Source organism: Aeromonas sp. MdU4 (genome assembly GCF_041929505.1).
In the GTDB taxonomy this organism is placed as follows: Bacteria; Pseudomonadota; Gammaproteobacteria; order Enterobacterales; family Aeromonadaceae; genus Aeromonas.
The window spans coordinates 1-20,577 of the sequence record NZ_JBHFMW010000021.1; the positions used below are offsets into that span (position 1 = coordinate 1).

Here is a 20,577-nt window from a genome sequence, read left to right on the forward strand (position 1 = left end):
CCGGTGAGACGATAATCGCGGCTAAGGTCGCGAAAAGTACGCCGCCCCGCCCCCTTGCTTGGCCCCGCCTCTCCTTTCTGCACCAGCGAACCACGCACCAGCAGCATGTAGACAATGCCGCACAGCAAGATAATGGCGCCAAGGGGAGTAAAGCTGAAAAAGGTGAAGCCGTGAATGCCATGGCGCATCAGTTCACTGTTGACCACCATGTTGGGCGGTGTAGCCACCAGCGTCATCATGCCGCTGATAAGCCCGGCAAAGCCGAGCGGCATCATCAGACGGCCAGCCGGGATCCCCATCCGGTTCGCCACGCTCAGCACCACCGGGATGAAGATGGCCACCACCCCGGTGCTACTCATCACCGCCCCCAGCGTCGCCACCGCGACCATCAGCAGCACCAGCAGCTTGGTCTCGCTGCTACCCGCCACCTTCACCAGTGCATCCCCCACCTGATAGGCGATACCGGTGCGCACCAGCCCCTCCCCGACCACGAACAGCGCCGCGATCAGAATGACGTTGGGATCGCTGAAACCCGCCAGCGCCTCCGGCAGGGTGAGGGTACCACTCAGAACAAAAAGGATGATGATTAACAGAGCGACCACGTCCATCCGGACTTTGTTGGTCATGAAGAGATAGATGGCGCCCGCCAGCAGAGAGAGCACCCAGACAAGCTCGGAATTCACTGAAATCTCCTTTACAACACGATTCTCCTCCCGGAGAGCGGACTCTATCAGACCATAGCCATGAGGCTATTGTCTTGTTACATATCAATAAAGCTCGTCTGGTCTGTTCGCAGCCTGTTTATTGTGATCGCCAACCCCTTCACGCCTACACATTTGCCACTATGGTGACTGGTATCCCGCGACGACTCTTGCTAGCCTCGTGCGCTGCAGCATTACAGGCGAAGCCAACCATCATCAATGGCAAAACATGTTGTGTAACTCCTCGCCCGTTCACCTCATCCCCTATCTCTATCGGAGACCCTATGCCCGTATCTAACCACTCTCATCCCGAATTCACTTTCTTCAGCCGCTTTGTCGCCGACATTCAGGCGGGCCGCAAGACCATCACCATCCGCGATGAGAGCGAGGCCAACTGGCAACCCGGTCAGCGGCTGGCGCTATTCACCAACCCGGAGCATCAGCCATTCGGCACCATTGAAGTCATCTCCGTCACAGCGGTCGCCTTTAATGAATTAAATGACGAGCACGCCCGTCAGGAGAACATGACTCTCCCCGAGTTAAAAGATGTTATCCGTGACATCTACCCCGATCTGCCGCCGTTCTATGTGATTGAATTCAAACTGATTGAAGTCTGATTTTGTGAGTCACCTCATCTAACGCCGGTTGCGCTCTCTGGCTAAAGGCGCAAAATAACTGTTTTTATATACAGTTATTGGTGCGTTATGGATATACAACTTGAACCGGCCATTGCGGCCATGGTGGCGGAGTTCATTGCTGCAGGCCGCCCCAAGGCAAGCAATCTGAGCTGGCAGGAACGGCGTGCAGGTTATCTTGCTTCAGCCGTGTTGGGCGGTGAACGGGAGGAGGTTGGCGCCATTGAAGAGTGGCAAAGCAGCAATTACGCAGTCCGCCTCTACCAACCGCTCTCGTCCTCTGCTGAACCTCGTCCGGCCCTGATCTACTTTCATGGCGGCTGTTTTGTCAGCGGCGAGTTCGACACCCACGACCGCCAGATGCGCATGCTGTGTAATCGCGCCGAAGCACTGGTGTTCGCGGTACATACCCCCCTTGCCCCTGAACACACCTATCCTGCAGCACACAACGACGCACTGGCTGCTACGCTCGCCATCATGGCCGATGTGGAGAAATGGCATGGGGATCCGGCACGGATTGCGATTGCAGGTGACAGTGCCGGCGGGCACATCGCCCTGATCACAACATTGCGACTCAAGGAGCAAGGCGCCCCCTTGCCTGCAGCCCAACTGCTCATCTATCCGATGCTCGATGCTGCGGGCGACAGTGACAGCTATCGGCAGCTAGGGGATGACTACCTTATCACTCGCGACATGCTGTTAAGCGGTTTTCACGCCTATCTGGGTGAACTACCCGCCACTCATCCCGAAGCCAGCCCCCTCCACCATCCCGCCCTGTCAGGATTACCACCGACCCATATCGTAACGGCGGAATATGATCCGCTGCGCGATGAGGGGGAAGCCCTCTATCGCAAACTGTTACAAGCTGGCGTCACAACCACCTGTCAGCGGCAACTGGGTGTCATACACGGCTTCTTCCAGTTGGCAGGTGTGAGCCACGCAGCCCGCCAGACAATTGAGCTGATCACGATGCTTATCAGGCACCTCTGATTTGGCCTTCGCCGAGCAATGTGTTAATAGTGTCCTCTTTTGAATCATGGAGGTGACCCGAGTGTTTGAGATAGCGAGCCTGAGAGAAGGGATGATGCACGGGGTCGAGCTGTTCCAGCTGCTGCTGGAGATCATCTCCATCGCCTGTGTGGTGATAGGGCTTGGCAAGACCCTCTGGCTAGCGGCACGGATGGAGGATCACGAACCCGGCTTTCCGCGCATTCGCCTCTGTTTCGGCAGTTGGCTCATCTTGGCGCTGGAGTTCCAGCTCGCCGCCGACATCCTGGCCACCACGGTCGCGCCGAGCAAGGAGGAGTTGATCCGCCTCGCCATCATCGCAGTGATCCGCACCTTCCTGAACTACTTCCTCGGCAAGGAGCTGGAAGCCCAGACCGAACGCCAGCAGGAGCAGCGCAGCGAGCAGGCCAAGGCGGCCCAATAGCCCTTCTTCTTGCGGTGAATCAGCAATAAGTGCCGTGCCATCCCGACCACAGCCGTGGCTCGGGATGGCGCCTTTGTGACCCTTCCCGCATTTTGGAAATCAGCCAACAATGGAACCCTTTTCAAGGTATCCCCTGCCCTGTCGAGTACCAGCTCATCTGCGTAAGATAGAAAATCTCCTCCCCAACCGGCTAAGCTGATGAACCCGCAACACCTCCACACGCCCGATATCGACCTCGATAGCTGTGTCATCTACCAGATCTACCCCATGAGTTTTCAGGACAGCGATGGCGACGGCATGGGCGACATCAACGGCATCCGTCAGCGCCTCGGTTATCTGGCCACCCTCGGGGTCGATATGCTGTGGCTCACCCCCATCTATCGTTCCCCCAAGCGGGACAACGGCTATGACGTGGCGGACTACCGCACCATCGACCCCGCCTTCGGCACCCTGGCCGAGATGGAGCTGCTGATAGCCGAAGCAGCCGCCCACAGCATCGGCATCATGATGGATATCGTTGCCAACCACACCTCCACCGAGCACGAGTGGTTTATGAAGGCGCTGGCCGGCGATCCCCGTTATCAGGGTTATTACGTATTCCGGGATCAAGCCTTTGTCGATGCTCACCCCATTACCTCGATTTTTGGCGGCAGCGGCTGGCAGTATGTGCCAGCGCTTGATCGCTATTACCTGCACAACTTCGATCCCAGTCAGGCCGATCTGGACTGGGACAACCCGGCGGTGCGCGCCGAGATGGCAGAGGTGATCAACTTCTGGCTGGGCAAAGGGATCAAGGGATTTCGCTTCGATGTGATCGATATGGTGAGCAAGGAGTGGGACCGACTGGCCATGAGCAATGGCCCGCGCCTGCACGACTATATCCGCGAGCTCAATGCCGCCAGCTTCGGCGGCAAGGGGATCATTACGGTGGGGGAGACCTGGGGGGCCGATCTCGCCCATATGCAGCGCTACTCCAGCACAGATGGCAGCGAGTTCAGCATGGTGTTCAACTTCGAGCATCTGGGGCTGGGCAGTGACAAGTGGTCATCCCGCTTCGACCCCCTCGCCTTCAAGCGAGCCATGGCCCGCCACCAGCAAGGGCTGCACGGGCGTGGCTGGAACAGCCTGTTTCTCGGCAATCACGACCTGCCCCGCGCCGTCTCCCGCTTTGGCGATGACAGGCCAGAGTGGCGTGAAACCAGCGCCAAGCTGTGGGCCATGGTGCTGCACCTGATGCAGGGCACTCCCTTCATCTATCAGGGCGAGGAGCTGGCCATGACCAACCGTCACTGGCAGCCGGACGAGCTACGCGATGTGGAGGCAATCAACTACCGCGCCAGCCAGTCAGGGCTGGATCCTGCCGAGCTGAGTCGGCGGCTCGATGCCATCGGCCGCGACAACGCCCGCACCCCGATACAGTGGGACGCAGGCCCCCACGCCGGTTTCAGCGCCACCACACCCTGGATTGCCCTCAACGCCAACCACGTCGAGATTAATGCTGACGAGCAGCTGGCCCGCCCCGACTCGCCATTTCACTGCTATCGCCAGCTCATCGCCCTGCGCAAGGCCCACCCGGTCATCCGCCACGGCGACTTCGAGTTGCTGGATTGGGATGATCCCGAGCGCATCAGCTATCGCCGCCACTGGCAGGATCCGGCCAGCGGAGAGCGGCACACCCTGCTGCTGCTCGCCAATCTCACGGCGACCCCCTTGCCGATGCCCCACTTCGACAAGGTGGCAGATGAGATGCGGTTGCTGATGGGCAATTACCCAAGCGAACCACTGTCGCTCTTCGCCCCTTATCAATGCGCCATCTGGCTGCAAGTGAAGCAAGGTTAACCCCGTGCTGACGGGCCATGCCAATGGCCCGTCAGCCGTACTCCGTCGGCTACCAGCAGAAAATCACGTCCTAACACGACAGGATTAAATTAACCGCTATTAGTGACTTATTAATTGATTATTTATCCCGTTTGATACGCTCTCATTGCCCCTCTTACTATGCCTGCGACCTATCCATTGCCGATGCAACTATCGGCCTTCAAACTGGCATAGCAAAGTGGAAAACAGATGATCACCACAGACGGGAATAACGCAGTCGCCTCGGTGGCGTACCGCACCAGCGAAGTCATCGCCATCTACCCCATCACCCCCAGCTCGGCCATGGCTGAGCAGTCGTCGGCCTGGTCGAGCGAGCGAGGCAAGAACCTCTGGGGGGATGTGCCCCGGGTTGTCGAGATGCAGTCGGAAGGGGGCGCCATCGCCGCCGTCCACGGCGCCCTGCAGACCGGCGCGCTGGCGACCTCGTTTACCTCGTCGCAGGGTTTGCTGCTGATGATCCCCAACCTCTACAAGCTGGCGGGTCAGCTCATTCCCTTCGTGCTGCATGTGGCGGCACGCACCGTGGCGACCCACGCGCTATCGATCTTTGGCGATCACTCGGATGTGATGGCGGTGCGCCAGACCGGCTGCGCCATGCTCTGTGCCAGCAATGTGCAGGAGGCGCAGGATTTCGCCCTGATTTCACAGATAGCGAGCCTCAACAGCCGCCTCCCCTTTATCCACTTCTTCGACGGCTTTCGTACCTCTCACGAGATCGCCAAGATAGCACCGCTCGCTGACGATACCCTGCGTGCCCTGCTGCCGGCAGATGCCATCCGTGCTCATCGTGACCGGGCGCTCACCCCCAACAAACCGGTCATTCGCGGCACCGCTGCCAACCCGGACACCTACTTCCAGTGCCGGGAGGCGAGCAACCCCTGGTATGACGCCGCCTATGGCCACGTAAGCGAGGCGATGCAGGCTTTTGGCGAGCAGACCGGCCGCCACTACCGGCCGTTTGAATATGTCGGCCACCCGCAGGCGGAGCGGATTGTGGTGCTGATGGGCTCAGCCATCGGCACCTGTGAGGAAGTCATCGAGCGCCTGCTGGCCCAAGGGGAGAAGGTAGGTCTGGTGAAGGTGCGGCTGTTCCGCCCCTTCTCGGCCGAGCACCTGCTGGCCGCGATTCCCGAGAGTGCCCGCGCCATCGCCGTACTGGATCGCACCAAGGAGCCGGGCGCACAGGCCGAGCCCCTCTATCTCGACGTGATGACGGCGCTGGCCGAAGCGGTCAGCCGGGGCGAGCGGGCAAGCCTGCCGCAGGTCATCGGCGGCCGCTACGGCCTCTCCTCCAAAGAGTTCGGCCCCGCCTGCGCACTGGCGGTGTTTGCCGAACTGGCACAGGAGAACCCGCGCCCGCGCTTTACCGTCGGCATCTTCGATGACATCACAGGTCTCTCGCTACCGCTGCCCGCGCTGGATTCGCAAAGCCCCATCCAGAGCCACCAGCACAAGCTGGAGGCGCTTTTCTACGGCCTAGGCAGCGACGGCACCGTCTCGGCGGCCAAGAACAGCATCAAGATCCTCGGCAACCACACCGACCTCTATCCGCAAGGCTATTTCGTCTACGACTCCAAGAAAGCGGGCGGTCTCACCGTCTCCCACCTGCGGGTGGGCGAGCGGCCGCTGCAATCGGCCTATCTGGTGGAAGAGGCGGACTTTATCGGCTGCCATCAGTGGCAGTTTGTCGACAAGTACCGGATGGCGGAGCGCTTGAAAGCGGGAGGCATCTTCCTGCTCAACACCCCCTACAGCGAGGCCGAGATCTGGCAGAGCCTCCCCAGCGAGGTACAGCACGCCCTGCGCGAGAAAGAGGCGCGCTTCTACATCATCAACGCCGCCAGGATTGCCCGTGACTGCCAGCTTGGCAACCGCATCAATACCGTGATGCAGATGGCCTTCTTCCAGCTCAGCGCCATCATTCCCCCCGCAGAGGCCACCAGCCTGCTAAAGCAGGCCATCGCTACCAGCTATGGCAGCAAGGGACAAGCGCTGGTCGAACGCAACTGGCAGGCACTGGAAGCAACCTGCGCCGCCCTGACCCGGGTGCCACTGGGTGGTGAGCAGGATCCTGCCAGCCGCCCCCGCCCGCCGGTGGTTTCCGCCAAGGCCCCCGACTTTGTCCAGACCGTCACCGCCGCCATGCTGGCTGGGCTGGGTGACAGCCTGCCGGTCTCCGCCTTCCCTCCGGATGGCACCTGGCCGGTTGGCACCACCCGCTGGGAAAAGCGCAACATCGCCAAGGAGATCCCCATCTGGGAGGCGGAGCTCTGCACCCAGTGCAATTACTGCGTCGCCGCCTGTCCCCACTCGGCCATTCGCGCCAAGGTGGTAGAACCCGATGCGCTGGCCGCGGCTCCCGCCACCCTGGATGCGCTGGATGTGAAATCCCGTGACATGCGTGGCCAGCAATACGTGCTGCAGGTGGCGCCGGAGGATTGCACCGGCTGCAATCTCTGCGTCGAGGTGTGCCCGGCCAAGGATCGCAGCACCCCGGATCGCAAGGCGATCAATATGGCTTCACGGCTCGAACACCTCGACGCACAGAAGGCCAACTACGACTTCTTCCTCGACCTGCCCGAGCGCAGCGCCGAGCAGTTGGAGCGCATCGACATCCGCACCTCCCAGCTCATCTCGCCGCTGTTTGAATACTCGGGCGCCTGCTCCGGCTGTGGCGAGACTCCCTACATCAAGCTGCTGACCCAGCTCTATGGCGATCGGCTGCTGATTGCCAACGCCACCGGCTGCTCGTCCATTTATGGCGGCAACCTGCCCACCACCCCCTACACCACCAACGCCGACGGGCGCGGGCCGGCCTGGGCCAACTCGCTGTTTGAAGACAACGCCGAGTTCGGACTGGGCTTCCGCCTCACCGTCGATCAGCACAGGGAGCGGGTGCGCCGTCTGCTGGCGAGCCTCGGCGACACCATTCCGGCAACGCTGCGCGAGGTGCTCGGCGATGCCACCCTGCCGGTTTCCGAGCAGCGGGCCCATATCCAGCAGCTGCGAAATCTGCTGCAAGAGAGCAAGGCCCCGGAGGCCCTTGAACTGGCCCGCGATGCGGACTATCTGGTGGAAAAATCGGTCTGGCTCATCGGCGGCGATGGCTGGGCCTACGACATCGGCTTTGGCGGGCTCGACCATGTGCTGAGTCTGGGGGAGAACATCAATGTGCTGGTGCTCGATACCCAGTGCTACTCCAACACCGGCGGCCAACAGTCGAAGGCGACGCCACTCGGTGCCATCACCAAGTTTGGCGAGCAGGGCAAACGCAAGGCACGCAAGGATCTCGGCGCCAGCGTGATGATGTATGGCCACGTCTATGTGGCACAGATCTCCCTCGGCGCCCAGATGAACCAGACGGTGAAAGCGATTCAGGAGGCGGAAGCCTACCCGGGGCCGTCACTGATCATCGCCTACAGTCCCTGCGAGGAGCATGGCTACGACATGGCCGAGAGCCACGAGCAGATGAAGCAGCTGACTGCCACCGGTTTCTGGCCGCTCTACCGCTTCGATCCGCGCCGCGCTGACGAGGGTAAATTGCCGCTGGCGCTCGACTCACGGGCCCCCAATGCCTCGCTGGCCAAGACCTTGCGCCACGAGCCCCGCTTCCAGCGGCTAGAGCGCCAGCTGCCGGAGGTGGCCAGCCAGCTCTATCAAGAGGCGGAGCAGGAGGCCAATCGCCGCTTCGCCTGGCTGAGCCAGCTGGCAGGCAAGGAGAGTCCGGCGCAGGAGTAAGCCACGTATGGCTTGATGGCAGCAGCCACTCTATTCGCCAAATAACAATCAGGGCTCCCCGTGGGGAGCCCTGATGCTATCTATGGTGAGCTAACGTTCAGCGCCCGCGGGGTCAGGCACTGATCGTGGCCAGCTCGTGGCGCCTGAGCGCCAGCACGGTCAGCAACAATGCCAGCGTGGCGATCAGAGCCATGCCGATATAGGTTGCGCTGAAGCCCGGGGCCAGCAGATCGGGGGCGAGCTGACTCAGATCGCCATCTGTGCCAGCTGGCAGACGGAAGTGGAACAGCATGGAGCAGATGGCCACACCGACGGCCCCGCCAAGCTCCCGCCCAAAGTTGAACAGCGACATGCCGATGCCGCGATCCTGCCGCGGCAGGGCATTCTGAACCACCACAGAAAGAGCGGGCAGCACCAGACCAAGGCCTAGACCGGCAAAGCCGAGCGCCAACCTGACCCAGGCATCAAAGTGGATCTGCCAGAGCGCCACCGCCGCGAGGCCAAAGCCCACGACCACAAAGCGCTTGTAGTGGCCGGTACGCCCGATGAGCTTGCCACCGATAAAGGCACCGGCGGTAATACAGATCATGAAGATCACCATGCTCACCCCACTCTCGCTGGCACTCATCCCCTTCTGCCACTGCATTTGCAATGGCAGATAGACCAGCACCGCAAACATCAGCAACTGGGAGAGCATCACCAACAGCACGCTCACCAGATAACCGGGCAACCGCACCAGATGAGCAGGCAGGATCGGGTCATGGGCTCGTCGTTCAATGAGGATTAACAGCAACAAGGCTACCGCCAACGCACCGGCCAGCCAGATGGCGGGCAGTTCAGCCTCCGGCGAAAGCAGCAACAGGGTGAGCGTGGTAACGATAATAAGCAGTGCAGCCCCCTTCCAGTCAAAGCGGCTGTGGCGGCGTACGTTGAGATGCTTGAGGTTGCGGTTGATCAGGAAGATCGCCAAGGCGCCGAGTGGCAGGTTGATCCAGAAGATCCAGCGCCAGCTGAGCTGCTCGGTAAAGTAACCACCCAGCAAGGGGCCGGCGATGCTGGAAACCGCATAAACCACCGAGATGTAGCCCTGATACTTGCCCACCTCCCGCGGCGGGATGGTGTCGGCAATCACGGTAAAGGCGAGCGCTATCAGGCCACCGCCTCCCAATCCTTGCAACACGCGCGCCGCCAGCAGGGTCGGCAGATCCTGAGAAAGGGCGCAAGCAATAGAGCCCGCCAAAAAGAAGCCGATGCCAATATTGAGCATTCGCACCCGACCAAATAGGTCGCTCAGCTTGCCATAGAGAGGTAGCACTGCAGTAGCCGCCAGCAGGTAGGCGGTGACCACCCAGGTGAGGGCGGCACCGGCGTGCAGCTCGGCGCCAATCATGGGCAGCGGGGTGGTGACGATGCTCTTTTCCAGTGAACCGAGCGCGATCACCAGCGCCACACTGGAGAAAATGGTTTTAGGGGATATTTTCGAGGTCATAAGCGGACTCGCTGATCTGATATGCCAAAGTATCCGGCAATGAGCGAATTATTGTCTCACAAATCAGCAAGAGAGAGAAAAAACACGTCCGGCCACCCTCAATCATGAGGCCGATCCCACAATAGACGTCCCCAATCTGCTACTCTGCCCCATTTAGCCAAGGAGTCCCCATGAGCGAGCAGTACCGATTTGATCACTACGATGGCCTGATATTCGATATGGATGGCACTCTGGTGGACTCCATGCCCCTCCATCTCGATGCATGGGAGCTCACCTGCGCCGAATTCGGCATTCCCTTCAAGCGGGAGCAGCTCTATCAGTACGGCGGTATTCCGACCCGCAAGATCGTCGCCATACTGGCCCAGCAACAAGGGCTGGAGGTGGATATCGAGGCGTTCGCCCGCCGCAAGATTGCCCTCTACATGAAGCATATCGACAAGGTCAGCGTCTTTCCCAAGATGTGGGAGTTGGTCAGGCACTATCACGGCAAGATACCGATGGGGATTGGTACCGGGTCACCCCGCAATCAGGCAGAATCCATCCTGAAAAGTACCGGTCTCGACGCCTATATCTCGGTGGTGGTCAGTGCCGATGATGTCATCAACCACAAGCCGCACCCCGACACCTTTTTGCAGGTGGCCAAGCTACTCGGCGTCAACTCCTCCAACTGCCTGGTCTTTGAAGATACCCAGATCGGGCTTGAGGCAGGCAAAGCCGCAGGCATGGATACCATACTGGTCATTGAAGGCGACCTGCACCAGAGGTAACCCGCTCACTGGCGACCAAATCAACAGGGTGGTGTCATGGCCATGGCGCCACCGTGCTGTATCAGCTTCCCAACACACCGGTCAATGCCGCAGATATGGAGGCACCCGTCAGGCAAAGGGCATTTCCGTCTCCCTGCGTCCCCTGATGCTGACGCAACAGCGCCAGAGCTTCCGCTGGTGTATCGGCAATCGTCGGGAGCGCAATGGCGGCAAATCCCTGCTCAACCAGTTGACGACGCTCATCGCTATAGCTGGGCGCATTGGCATCGAGATAGATAACTGCCTGACCTTGCCTGAAAAAGTGATAATTAGGCATCGAATGGCCCCCTAAAAAACAAAGCGTCATTCTACTCCTTTTTGCTCTGTTTCCTGCGTCAATCTGTAGCATGACGGGTGATCTCGTTCACATTTTTATCAACAAGCTGACGGCAACACCGCTCCGGCAGCCCCGTTGCCACAACCTTCCCCGGCCCCCAACATTTTCATCGTGCAACACCAAGCAGAGCGCCTCCCTGAGGAGGCGTTCTGCTTGGACCAAGAGCGATCTTACATGGCGTTGGTCGATTCAAATATCTTGTCAGCCGAGGCTTCGACAAAGCCCGGATAAAGCACGCCATCTGGCTGCGGGTAGCGCAGGGCGAACTCGTAGAAGCAGCTCGGAATAGTGCGCACCCCATCACTGAACGGGACCTCCGCCTTGTCGGCCATGGTGGAGGATTGCTCCAGCATCACTTGGCTGTCCCCTTTCACCTCACCGCCCACGCTATTGAGCACAAACCCGGCCGCCTTGAGTGCCTCGTTGACCTGATGAATGGTGTCAAAATCCTTCAACTTGTTGATATTGACCGTAAAGTGGTTGGCACGATAGCCCCATGCTGCCATCCAGGCCGCATATTCACTCTCCGCCAGCAGGGTCTGGTAATCGGCGTAGGAGACCTGCCAGGGGGCACCGGTGTAAAGAAATGCCGAGGTATCGGTCAGATGATCGGGCACCTGATCCGCCAGCTTGTGGATAATGGCCTGCGCCGCTGGCGAGAGCTCTTCCACCTTCAGCTCGCTGATAAAGACCTTGGGGGCATCGGGATCCTGATGCTCGAAGTGCTTGGCGTAGAGCTTCTTGGCCTTGAAGACGTACTCGCCCTTCTGCTCGTAACCGAGCGCCAGGAAGTGGGCCGCCAGCTTCTCCAGCCCCAGCTTGGGCAGGTTATAGGTACGAAACGCCACGTGATCGTTGACGATGGGCTCGCCGCCCCCCAGCAGGGTGTGCACCTTGAGGGCGCTCGGGGTCACCTTGATGTAGTTGTCCCACAGATGACTGAACAGGGTGTCGATATCCTTTTGCATCTCTCTTTCCTTTGCTTGCGGGTACAGTTCGGGGCACCGCTGGATGCCCCTTTCGTTATTGTCAGAAGCTCAGACCGGGCGACAGCTGTTCCGGCATGGCGGCTTTGCTCTCTTCAACGGAAGCAACCGGATACGCACAGTAGTCAGCGGCGTAGTAGGCGCTCGCTCTGTGGTTGCCAGAGGCACCCACGCCACCAAACGGCGCGGCACTGGAAGCACCGGTGATGGGTTTGTTCCAGTTAACGATGCCAGCGCGGATCCGCTTGAAGAAGTGGTGCCAGTCCGCCTCTTTGTCACCCAGCAGACCGGCCGAGAGACCATAACGGGTGGCATTCGCCTTCTCGATAGCGGCATCGAAATCGTCATAGCGAATGAGTTGCAGCAGCGGACCAAAGTACTCTTCGTCAGGCAGTGCGGCGACCTGAGTCACGTCGATGATACCCGGAGAGACAAAGCCGGTTCCCGCTTCCAGATGCTTGAGGGTAAGCAAGCTCTCGCCACCGAGGCGCTGCAGGTTGGCTTGCGCCTCGACCATGCCCAGTGCTGCATTCTCGCTTATCATCGAGCCCATAAAAGGCTGATCCGCGGCATCATAGAGGCCGACCTTGACCTGGCTGACCACTTCGATCAGTCGCTTGACCAGCGCATCGCCACGCTCGCCACGCTCGACAAACAGGCGGCGCGAGCAGGTGCAGCGCTGACCCGAGGTGATAAAAGCAGACTGAACGATGGCGTGCACCGCACCATCGATATCGCTCACGTCTTTCACGATAAGCGGGTTGTTGCCACCCATTTCGAGGGCCAGAATTTTGCCCGGCTGACCGGCAAACTGCTGATGGAGGAAATGACCGGTGCGGGACGAGCCGGTGAAGAAGAGACCGTCTATATCGGGGTTGCCAGCCAGCGCCTTGCCGGTCTCGACCTCCCCTTGCACCAGATTGAGCACGCCCTTGGGCAACCCAGCCTCCTGCCACACCTTGACCATGGCTTCCGCCACCATGGGAGTCAACTCGGAGGGTTTGAACACCACGGCGTTACCCGCGATCAACGCCGGTACGATATGGCCGTTGGGCAGATGGCCCGGGAAGTTGTAGGGGCCGAACACCGCCACCACGCCGTGGGGCTTGTGACGGACAAACGCCTTGGCGCCCGGCATGGGGTTTTCCACCGTACCGGTACGCTCGTCATGGGCACGGATGGAGATGGCAATCTTGCCCTGCATGGCAGCCACTTCGGTGCGGGTCTCCCACAGCGGCTTGCCGGTTTCGCGGGCGATGGTCAGCGCCAGCGCCTCTTTCTGCTCGCCGAGCAGGTCGGCATAACGACGCACTATGGTCAGACGATCCTCGAGATCCATATCAGACCAGTGGTAGAACGCGGCGCGGGCCGTCTTGACGGCGGCATCCACTTGCGCTGCGCTGGCGGCAGCCCCTTGCCAGATCACCTCGTTTTTGGCCGGATCCTTTGACTCGAACGGCTTGCCTTCACCGGCAAGCCATTGACCGTCGATAAATTGTACTGACTGGCTCATCCATTCACTCCCTGTCGCTGGCAGGCAGCCTCGGCTGCCTGTCTGATAATCGGTTTGCTTGTTCTGTCTGCCTCAGTCGAGGTCAACCACCCGCACCATGTCGCCATCCTGCACCTTGAGTGCCGCCGCCATCTTGGGCGGAATAATGGCTTCGTGCTTGTCGAGATCGACCCGGATATTGCCGTAGCAGGCGCGGTACTGCTCGAAACGGCTGTTGCAGAGCAGGTGGGTTTTGCCACCGATGGGCTCACCCACCAGCACACGCAGCTTCTTGCTGCGGCGCACACTGCGGATATTCTTCACATCGCACTCTACGGTGGGGCCCGCATCGAAAATATCGACGTAGCCACGATTCACGAAGCCCTCATCCTGCAGCATCTTGATGGCGGGGCGGGTCTTCTCGTGGGTTTGGCCGATGACGGCGCGCGCCTCGTTGCTCAGCAGATTGACGTAGATGGGGTACTTGGGCATCAGCTCGGCGATAAAGCGCTTCTTGCCGATGCCGGTCAGATAGTCGACGGTGGGAAAATCCATCGAGAAGAAGTGGGTCTGCAGCCACTCATAAAATGGGCTGTGACCGTTGGCATCGGATACGCCACGCATCTCGGCAAAGACGGTCTCGTCAAACAGCTCCGGATGCTCGGCCATAAACAGAAAGCGGTGCTTGGAAAGCAGGCGGCCATTGAGCCCTTCACGAGCACATTCGCGCAAAAACAGGGTGCAGAGCTCGGAGTTGCCGGTGTAATCGTTGGAGAGAGTCAGGGTTTCAACAACGTTGTAGATGCCAAGCTTGGGCGAGGAGTGCACCACCTTGCCGATGTGGTAGTTGTAAAACGGCTGGGAAAGACCGACCGCGGCGTCGATGGCGCAGGTGCCCACCATCTCGCCGGTCTCCAGATCCTCGGCCACGAAAAAGTAGAGGCAATCCCCTTTGCCTGCGGGCTTGTCGGAAAAAGTCTGGGTAGAGGCGTCAATCTTGCGCTGCAGCAGCTCATCGTTGACGGGCAACGAGGTCATGCCGGTGCCAGACTCGATGGCACAGGTCTTGAGCCCGGCAAAATCTTTTTGCTCGATGGGACGGATAACCAACATAAATGACAACTCCCTTTCATTGACAACAGGTGGGGTCCCGGCTCCTGCCGGGAGGGCTCCCCACCTCAATTTGGATCAGGCGTTAACCACCTGGGCAACCGCCTTCTCGAAGCGAGCTAGCCCCTCCTTGATGTCCGCTTCCGGGATCACCAGCGAGGGGGCAAAACGGACCACATTGGTACCGGCCACCAGTGCCATCAACCCCTGGTCGATGGAGGCCAGCAGGAAGTCGCGAGACTGCCCCTTGTACTCCTCGCTCAACGCAGCGCCCAGCAGCAGACCCTTGCCGCGGATTTCGCTAAAGCAGTGGTATTTGGCATTTATGGCCTCAAGCCCGTCGCGGAACAGCTGCTCGCGGAGTTTGATGCCAGCCAGCACCTCTGGAGTGTTAACCACATCGATCACCGCTTCCGCCACCGCACAGGCGAGCGGGTTGCCGCCGTAGGTAGAGCCGTGAGTACCCACTTTCAGGTGAGCCGCAATTTCATCGGTGGTCAGCATGGCGCCGATGGGGAAACCACCCCCCAGCGCCTTGGCGCTGGTGAGGATGTCCGGCGTAACGCCCAGACCCATATAGGCGTAGAGGTCACCGGTACGGCCAACACCTGATTGCACTTCGTCATAGATAAGCAGGGCGTTGTGCTTGTCGCACAGCTCGCGCACCCCTTTGGCAAACTCGTCGGAGGGACGAATAATGCCCCCCTCACCCTGCAATGGCTCCATCACCACGGCGCAGGTGTTGTCGGAGATCACCTCAGTCAGCGCGGCCAGATCGTTGTAGGGAACATGGGTGATATCGCCAGGCTTGGGGCCAAACCCATCGGAGTAGGCAGCCTGGCCACCGACGCTGACGGTAAAGAAGGTGCGACCGTGGAATCCCTGATTGAAGGCGATGATCTGGGTCTTCTGCTCACCGAACTTCTCGATGGCGTAGCGACGGGCCAGCTTGAGGGCAGCCTCGTTGGCCTCGGCGCCGGAGTTGCAGAAGTAGACCTTGTCAGCAAAGGTGGCGGCGACCAGTTTTTTGGCAAGACGCAGTGCCGGCTCGTTGGTCATCACGTTGGAGAGGTGCCACAGCTTCTCACCCTGGGTTTTCAGGGCCTCGACCAGCTTGGGGTGACAGTGACCCAGGCCGTTGACCGCGATACCACCGGCAAAATCGACATACTCGCGCCCTTCCTGATCCCAGACACGTGACCCTTCACCACGCACCGGGATGATCTTGGCGGGCGCATAGTTGGGAACCATCACTTCATCAAACACTTCACGTGTCACTGCCAACAACTCTGACATATAACTCTCCTTCGATTCGGCGGCAGAATAATCCGCCGCCAAAAGTTAAATCCGTGTAAACGCGACGAAATTATCACAGAAATAAAGTAAAAAGTCTGTAACAAGAGGGCCTGTAAGGAACAATATTCGACTGCCCCTGATATTTTAGGCACCCGCATTGCATAACGACTCAGGGGGGATTGGCAAGAGATAATTTGGGCAGGAGAGGGGGGTGAATAAAGTGTCAGAGAAATTTTTTTTGCCTTCTCTCTAACTTGAGAAGGCGATCACAACTTTCTATGAACGGGTCAGGAAATTGGCCAGTAGCAAATGACCCTGTTCGCTCAAAATACTCTCCGGATGGAACTGTACACCCTCGATGTTGAGCGTCTTGTGACGCAGCCCCATGATCTCGTCAAACGAGCCATCGGCATGCTCACTCCAGGCCGTCATTTCGAAGCACTCCGGCAAGGTGTCGCGTTCCACCACCAGCGAGTGGTAACGAGTGACGCGCAGGGGATCCTTGAGACCACAAAATACCCCCTCACCCCGATGGCGGATCAGGGAGGTTTTACCGTGCATCACCTGACGGGCACGCACCACACGGGCACCAAACGCCTGCGCCAGCGACTGGTGACCGAGGCAAACACCGAGAATAGGCAGCTTGCCAGCGAAATGGGTGATGGCATCGAGGGAAATCCCGGCCTCATTGGGTGTGCAAGGTCCCGGAGATATAACCAGATAGCGAGGCGATAGCTGCGCTATGGTATCCAACGTCAGTTCATCATTACGCTTGACCACAACCTCTTGTCCCAGGGCACCGAAATATTGCACCAGATTCCAGGTAAAAGAGTCGTAGTTATCGATCAACAACAGCATGAGATAACCAACAACGGAGAATTAACGATCGAGAAAACGACCCTGTTCCATTTCCCGTTCACGCTGACACTCGGCCAGATAGATGGCGGCAGCCACAGCAGGGGTTTTATGGTGCTTATCGATGGCATTGGAGACCATCAACTGCAGGGTATTGAGGTTTTTCGCCTTGCGAAATTTACGTAGCCAGTGACCTTTGTCACTCAGCTCTTCAGCTGAAATATTTGGTTGAACAGACATGCTTACTCTTGGGGATATAACCCGGGTTGAAATTAAAAATTAAACAAAATAGCCAGGCAGAAAATAAAGAAAGCCAGGCAAATACCCAGCTCTCTTCTACTACACCTTCCCAGTATGTCAGGCTCGAGGAACGAAGCCGACTACATCATATACGCTGGTCAGGGTTTTTTCAGCTCTTTCGCGTGCCTTTTGTGCCCCTTCGGCCAGAATCGCGATCAGATGGGCCTCATCCTGACGCAACGCGTGGAAACGCGCCTGAATGGGCTCCAGCAGCGCAACGACCGCTTCGGCAGTCTCGGTCTTGAGATGGCCGTACATCTTGCCTTCGAAGTGCTGCTCCAGCTCGGGGATGGAACGACCGGTGACGCCAGACATCAGGGTCAGCAGGTTGGAAACACCCGGTTTGTTTTCCGGATCGAAACGCACTACAGCCGGCTCGTCGGAGTCGGTCACCGCACGCTTGATCTTCTTGACGATCTGCTTGGGATCTTCCAGCAAGCCGATGAAGTTGGCCTCGTTGTCATCAGACTTGGACATCTTCTTGGTCGGATCCTGCAGGCTCATCACCCGCGCCCCTTCGGTCGGAATAAAGGGTTCCGGCAGGGTGAACACTTCGCCGTACAGGTTGTTGAAACGGGTGCAGATGTCACGGGTCAGTTCGAGATGCTGCTTCTGGTCGTTGCCAACCGGAACCTGATTGGCCTGATAGAGCAGGATGTCAGCGGCCATCAGCACCGGATAACCGAACAGGCCGACGTTGACGTTGTTCTCGAAACGGGCAGACTTGTCCTTGAACTGGGTCATGCGCGACAGCTCACCCATCTGGGTGTAGCAGTTGAGGATCCAGCCCAACTCGGCGTGTTGCGGCACGTGAGACTGGATGAAAACAGTGCTCTTCTTGGGATCGATACCGACCGCCAGATAGAGGGCAGCCGCATCGAGGCAAGCCTTGCGCAGGGCAACCGGATCCTGACGGGTGGTGATGGCGTGCAGGTCGACGATGCAGTAGAGACAGTCATACTCATCCTGCATGTTGACCCACTGGCGCAGCGCGCCCATGTAGTTGCCGATGGTCAGCTGGCCGGAGGGCTGCGCCCCGCTCAATACGATTGGTTTGGTCATGAGAGTAGTAATCCTTGTTATTCAGCCAGTCCGGCGCGCGCTTAGCTCAGCAGCGCATCGAGCTGGGAAAAGTGTTCGAACACCCAATCAGGTTGGGAGTCGGCAATGGGACGGCCGTAGTTGTAGCCATAGGTGAGCCCCACCACCTTCATGCCAGCCGCCTTGGCCGCCAGCACATCATTTTCGGAGTCACCCACCATCAGGGTGCGAGCCGGGCTCACCCCCAACTCCTGGCAAGCATGCAGCAAGGGCTCCGGGCTCGGTTTTTTGACCGGCACGCAATTGCCGCCAAGCCAGAGCGAAAAGCAATCGCTGATGCCAAGAGCATCCAGAATAGGCGCGACAAAGTCGCTCGGCTTGTTGGTCACGACCGCCTGCTGGTAGCCCAGGGTTTGCAGGCGACGCAGACTCTGCGCCACCCCGTCATACATGGCCAACCCCTGCAGCAAGCAGGCGTTGTAGTGCTGGAAAAAAATCGGGCGGGCCTTGGTAAACAACTCGGGATCCGCTTCGCGATAGGCGAGCGCCCGCTGGATCAACTTGTCGGCGCCATTGCCGACCCAGGTACGGATCACAGCTTCATCAGCCTGCGCCAGACCCAGATCGGTAAGAGTCAGATTGACCGCCAGCGCCAGCTGGGCGGCACTGTCGATCAGGGTGCCATCCAGATCGAACAGCACCAGATCAAAGGGACGCTCAGCGTGTGACATGAGCCAGCTCCGCACGCATCTGGTCAATCACAGCCTTGTAGTCAGGCTGGCTGAAAATGGCAGAACCGGCAACGAACATGTCGGCACCCGCTTCGGCAATTTCACGGATGTTGTCGACCTTTACCCCGCCATCGATCTCGAGACGGATATCGCGGCCGCTCTCGTTGATCAGACGACGCACCTGACGCAGCTTGTCGAGGGTGCCGGGGATGAAGCTCTGGCCACCGAAGCCCGGGTTGACCGACATCAGCAGGATCACGTCCAACTTGTCCATCACATACTCGAGGCAGGAGAGCGAGGTGGCCGGATTGAGCACCAGACCCGCCTGGCAGCCCATCTCCTTGATCAGGCCCAAAGAGCGGTCAACATGGTCGGAGGCTTCCGGATGGAAGGTGATGAGGGACGCACCCGCCTTGGCGAAATCAGGAATGATGCGATCCACCGGCTTAACCATCAGGTGCACGTCGATGGGGGCCTCGATACCAAAGTCACGCAGCGCCTGACAGACCATGGGGCCGATGGTCAGGTTGGGGACATAGTGGTTGTCCATCACGTCGAAGTGAACCACGTCGGCACCGGCAGCCAGCACCTTGGCTACATCGTCACCCAGACGGGCAAAATCGGCAGAGAGGATCGAGGGGGCAATCAGAAAGTCTTTCATCAGCATCATCCATTGGCAGCCAGGGAGAAAAAGCGGCGCAATTTTAACGTAAATGACCGACGAAAACGACTCGAATGCAGGGGAAATGGGCTGTAGCCCTCCCCTTCGCCCCTGGCAATTCACCCGGCTCCCCGGAAGAGCGACCCTCTGACAATAAAAACGGCACCTTCGGGTGCCGCATTGTGTTTTATGTCAGCGAGAGCAGGTCGCTATCGCTGGGGTAGTAGCCCTGCTCCGGCTCGATGCCGGGGGGATAAAGCGCCAACAACTCGGCCACCTTGTTGCGGGTACCGCCGTTGCGGCTGATGGTGCGCTTGACCAAAATCTCGTCGAGACGAGCGCCACGATAAAGCTCACGCGTCAGCTCGATATCGTGGTTGCTGATCAGCACCGGCACCCCCTTGTGGGCAGCGGTGTGGCGAGCCAATCGCGCCAAGATCGCCTGATCATCCAGAGTAAACCCGCCTGCGGCATAGCTGGTAAAACTGGCGGTGGTGGAGAGCGGCGCGTAGGGGGGATCGCAGTAGACTACCCAATCCTCTTCGGCACGATTGATGGCATCGGCGTAACTCTCGCAGATAAAGGTCGCTTTCTGCGCCTTCTCGGCAAAGGCCCACAGCTCTTTTTCCGGGAAATAGGGCTTTTTATAGGAACCGAACGGAACGTTGAAACCGCCTTTCTTGTTGTAGCGGCACAGACCGTTGAAACCGTGACGGTTGAGGAACAGGAACAGCAGTGCTCGCTCGAAGGTGGTCTCGGTCTGATTGAACTGGGTACGCAGCCGATAATAGGCCGCCTTGTGGTTGTGCTCTGCCACAAACAGCTTGCGCGCCTCGGCAATAAAACTATCCGGCGTCAGCTTGAGATGGTTGTAAAGGCAGATCAGATCCGGATTGATGTCATTGAGCACATAAGCGTCATAGTCAGTGTTGAGAAACACTGAACCCGCCCCGACGAAGGGCTCCAGCAACACACGCCCGGCCGGCAGGCGCTCGGCAATCTCTTCAACCAGGGAGTATTTTCCCCCGGCCCATTTTAAAAAAGCGCGTGTTTTCTTCATGGAAATCCGGTGTGTAAGAAGGCAAGACC

19 protein-coding genes are annotated in these 20,577 nt (G+C 59.1%); 6 read left to right on the forward strand and 13 right to left on the reverse strand.

The features are described 5' to 3' along the window. Positions 1–683: SLC13 family permease (locus ACE1BR_RS10925; protein WP_374870164.1), on the reverse strand; the 683-nt coding region annotated here is incomplete at its 3' end. A 302-nt stretch (positions 684–985) separates the two neighbouring features. Here ACE1BR_RS10925 and yqfB point away from each other — a divergent pair. The 5 genes from yqfB (at position 986) to nifJ (ending at position 8,384) form a co-directional block, all read left to right on the forward strand. After that, complete coding sequence (gene yqfB / locus ACE1BR_RS10930) at positions 986–1,318, forward strand: N(4)-acetylcytidine aminohydrolase (RefSeq protein ID WP_374870166.1); 333 nt, start codon at positions 986–988, stop codon at positions 1,316–1,318. A gap of 87 nt (positions 1,319–1,405) precedes the next feature. Beyond that, positions 1,406–2,326, forward strand: coding sequence for an alpha/beta hydrolase (locus ACE1BR_RS10935; RefSeq protein ID WP_374870168.1), 921 nt, complete (start codon positions 1,406–1,408; stop codon positions 2,324–2,326). Between the two features lie 61 nt (positions 2,327–2,387). After that, positions 2,388–2,768, forward strand: coding sequence for a DUF1622 domain-containing protein (locus ACE1BR_RS10940; protein ID WP_033115688.1), 381 nt, complete (start codon positions 2,388–2,390; stop codon positions 2,766–2,768). 198 nt (positions 2,769–2,966) lie between these two features. Continuing rightward, positions 2,967–4,607 carry an alpha-glucosidase gene (locus ACE1BR_RS10945; protein ID WP_374870170.1) on the forward strand — a complete coding sequence of 547 codons (1,641 nt, stop codon included), beginning with the start codon at positions 2,967–2,969 and terminating at the stop codon, positions 4,605–4,607. A gap of 228 nt (positions 4,608–4,835) precedes the next feature. Further along, positions 4,836–8,384 carry a pyruvate:ferredoxin (flavodoxin) oxidoreductase gene (gene nifJ / locus ACE1BR_RS10950; protein WP_374870172.1) on the forward strand — a complete coding sequence of 1,183 codons (3,549 nt, stop codon included), beginning with the start codon at positions 4,836–4,838 and terminating at the stop codon, positions 8,382–8,384. 112 nt (positions 8,385–8,496) lie between these two features. On the opposite strand, the gene ACE1BR_RS10955 is transcribed toward nifJ, so the two are convergent. Beyond that, positions 8,497–9,873 (reverse strand): MDR family MFS transporter, encoded by a 1,377-nt coding sequence (locus ACE1BR_RS10955; protein ID WP_374870174.1) that lies wholly within the window; start codon positions 9,871–9,873, stop codon positions 8,497–8,499. A 170-nt stretch (positions 9,874–10,043) separates the two neighbouring features. Here ACE1BR_RS10955 and ACE1BR_RS10960 point away from each other — a divergent pair, with 170 nt between their 5' ends. Beyond that, a complete protein-coding gene (locus tag ACE1BR_RS10960) occupies positions 10,044–10,640 on the forward strand; it encodes an HAD family hydrolase (protein ID WP_374870176.1) in 597 nt (198 codons plus the stop codon). Between the two features lie 61 nt (positions 10,641–10,701). On the opposite strand, the gene ACE1BR_RS10965 is transcribed toward ACE1BR_RS10960, so the two are convergent. The 11 genes from ACE1BR_RS10965 to ACE1BR_RS11015 all read right to left on the reverse strand — a co-directional run bounded on the left by ACE1BR_RS10965 (position 10,702) and on the right by ACE1BR_RS11015 (position 20,548). Further along, the gene (locus ACE1BR_RS10965) at positions 10,702–10,986 is read right to left on the reverse strand and encodes a hypothetical protein (RefSeq protein WP_374870178.1); all 285 of its coding nucleotides are present in this window, start codon (positions 10,984–10,986) and stop codon (positions 10,702–10,704) included. A gap of 200 nt (positions 10,987–11,186) precedes the next feature. After that, positions 11,187–11,984 carry a DUF1338 domain-containing protein gene (locus ACE1BR_RS10970; RefSeq protein WP_374870180.1) on the reverse strand — a complete coding sequence of 266 codons (798 nt, stop codon included), beginning with the start codon at positions 11,982–11,984 and terminating at the stop codon, positions 11,187–11,189. 61 nt (positions 11,985–12,045) lie between these two features. Continuing rightward, on the reverse strand, positions 12,046–13,515 hold the full coding sequence (gene astD, locus ACE1BR_RS10975) for a succinylglutamate-semialdehyde dehydrogenase (protein WP_374870182.1): 1,470 nt from the start codon (positions 13,513–13,515) through the stop codon (positions 12,046–12,048). A gap of 72 nt (positions 13,516–13,587) precedes the next feature. Next, positions 13,588–14,607 carry an arginine N-succinyltransferase gene (gene astA, locus ACE1BR_RS10980; protein WP_374870184.1) on the reverse strand — a complete coding sequence of 340 codons (1,020 nt, stop codon included), beginning with the start codon at positions 14,605–14,607 and terminating at the stop codon, positions 13,588–13,590. 75 nt (positions 14,608–14,682) lie between these two features. Then, positions 14,683–15,900: an aspartate aminotransferase family protein gene (locus ACE1BR_RS10985; protein ID WP_374870186.1), complete on the reverse strand. Its 1,218-nt coding sequence runs from the start codon at positions 15,898–15,900 to the stop codon at positions 14,683–14,685. 276 nt (positions 15,901–16,176) lie between these two features. Continuing rightward, a complete protein-coding gene (locus ACE1BR_RS10990) occupies positions 16,177–16,758 on the reverse strand; it encodes an aminodeoxychorismate synthase component II (protein ID WP_374870188.1) in 582 nt (193 codons plus the stop codon). Positions 16,759–16,779: 21 nt separating this feature from the next. Further along, a complete protein-coding gene (locus tag ACE1BR_RS10995) occupies positions 16,780–16,995 on the reverse strand; it encodes a hypothetical protein (protein ID WP_374870190.1) in 216 nt (71 codons plus the stop codon). A gap of 117 nt (positions 16,996–17,112) precedes the next feature. Then, on the reverse strand, positions 17,113–18,117 hold the full coding sequence (gene trpS, locus ACE1BR_RS11000; protein WP_033137570.1) for a tryptophan--tRNA ligase: 1,005 nt from the start codon (positions 18,115–18,117) through the stop codon (positions 17,113–17,115). A 41-nt stretch (positions 18,118–18,158) separates the two neighbouring features. Continuing rightward, positions 18,159–18,827 (reverse strand): phosphoglycolate phosphatase, encoded by a 669-nt coding sequence (locus ACE1BR_RS11005; protein WP_374870192.1) that lies wholly within the window; start codon positions 18,825–18,827, stop codon positions 18,159–18,161. Beyond that, positions 18,814–19,488 (reverse strand): ribulose-phosphate 3-epimerase, encoded by a 675-nt coding sequence (gene rpe / locus ACE1BR_RS11010; RefSeq protein WP_182932776.1) that lies wholly within the window; start codon positions 19,486–19,488, stop codon positions 18,814–18,816. Before rpe ends, ACE1BR_RS11005 begins: the two co-directional genes overlap by 14 nt. Positions 19,489–19,675: 187 nt before the next feature. Next, positions 19,676–20,548, reverse strand: coding sequence for a Dam family site-specific DNA-(adenine-N6)-methyltransferase (locus ACE1BR_RS11015; protein WP_374870195.1), 873 nt, complete (start codon positions 20,546–20,548; stop codon positions 19,676–19,678). Positions 20,549–20,577 lie beyond the last annotated feature (29 nt).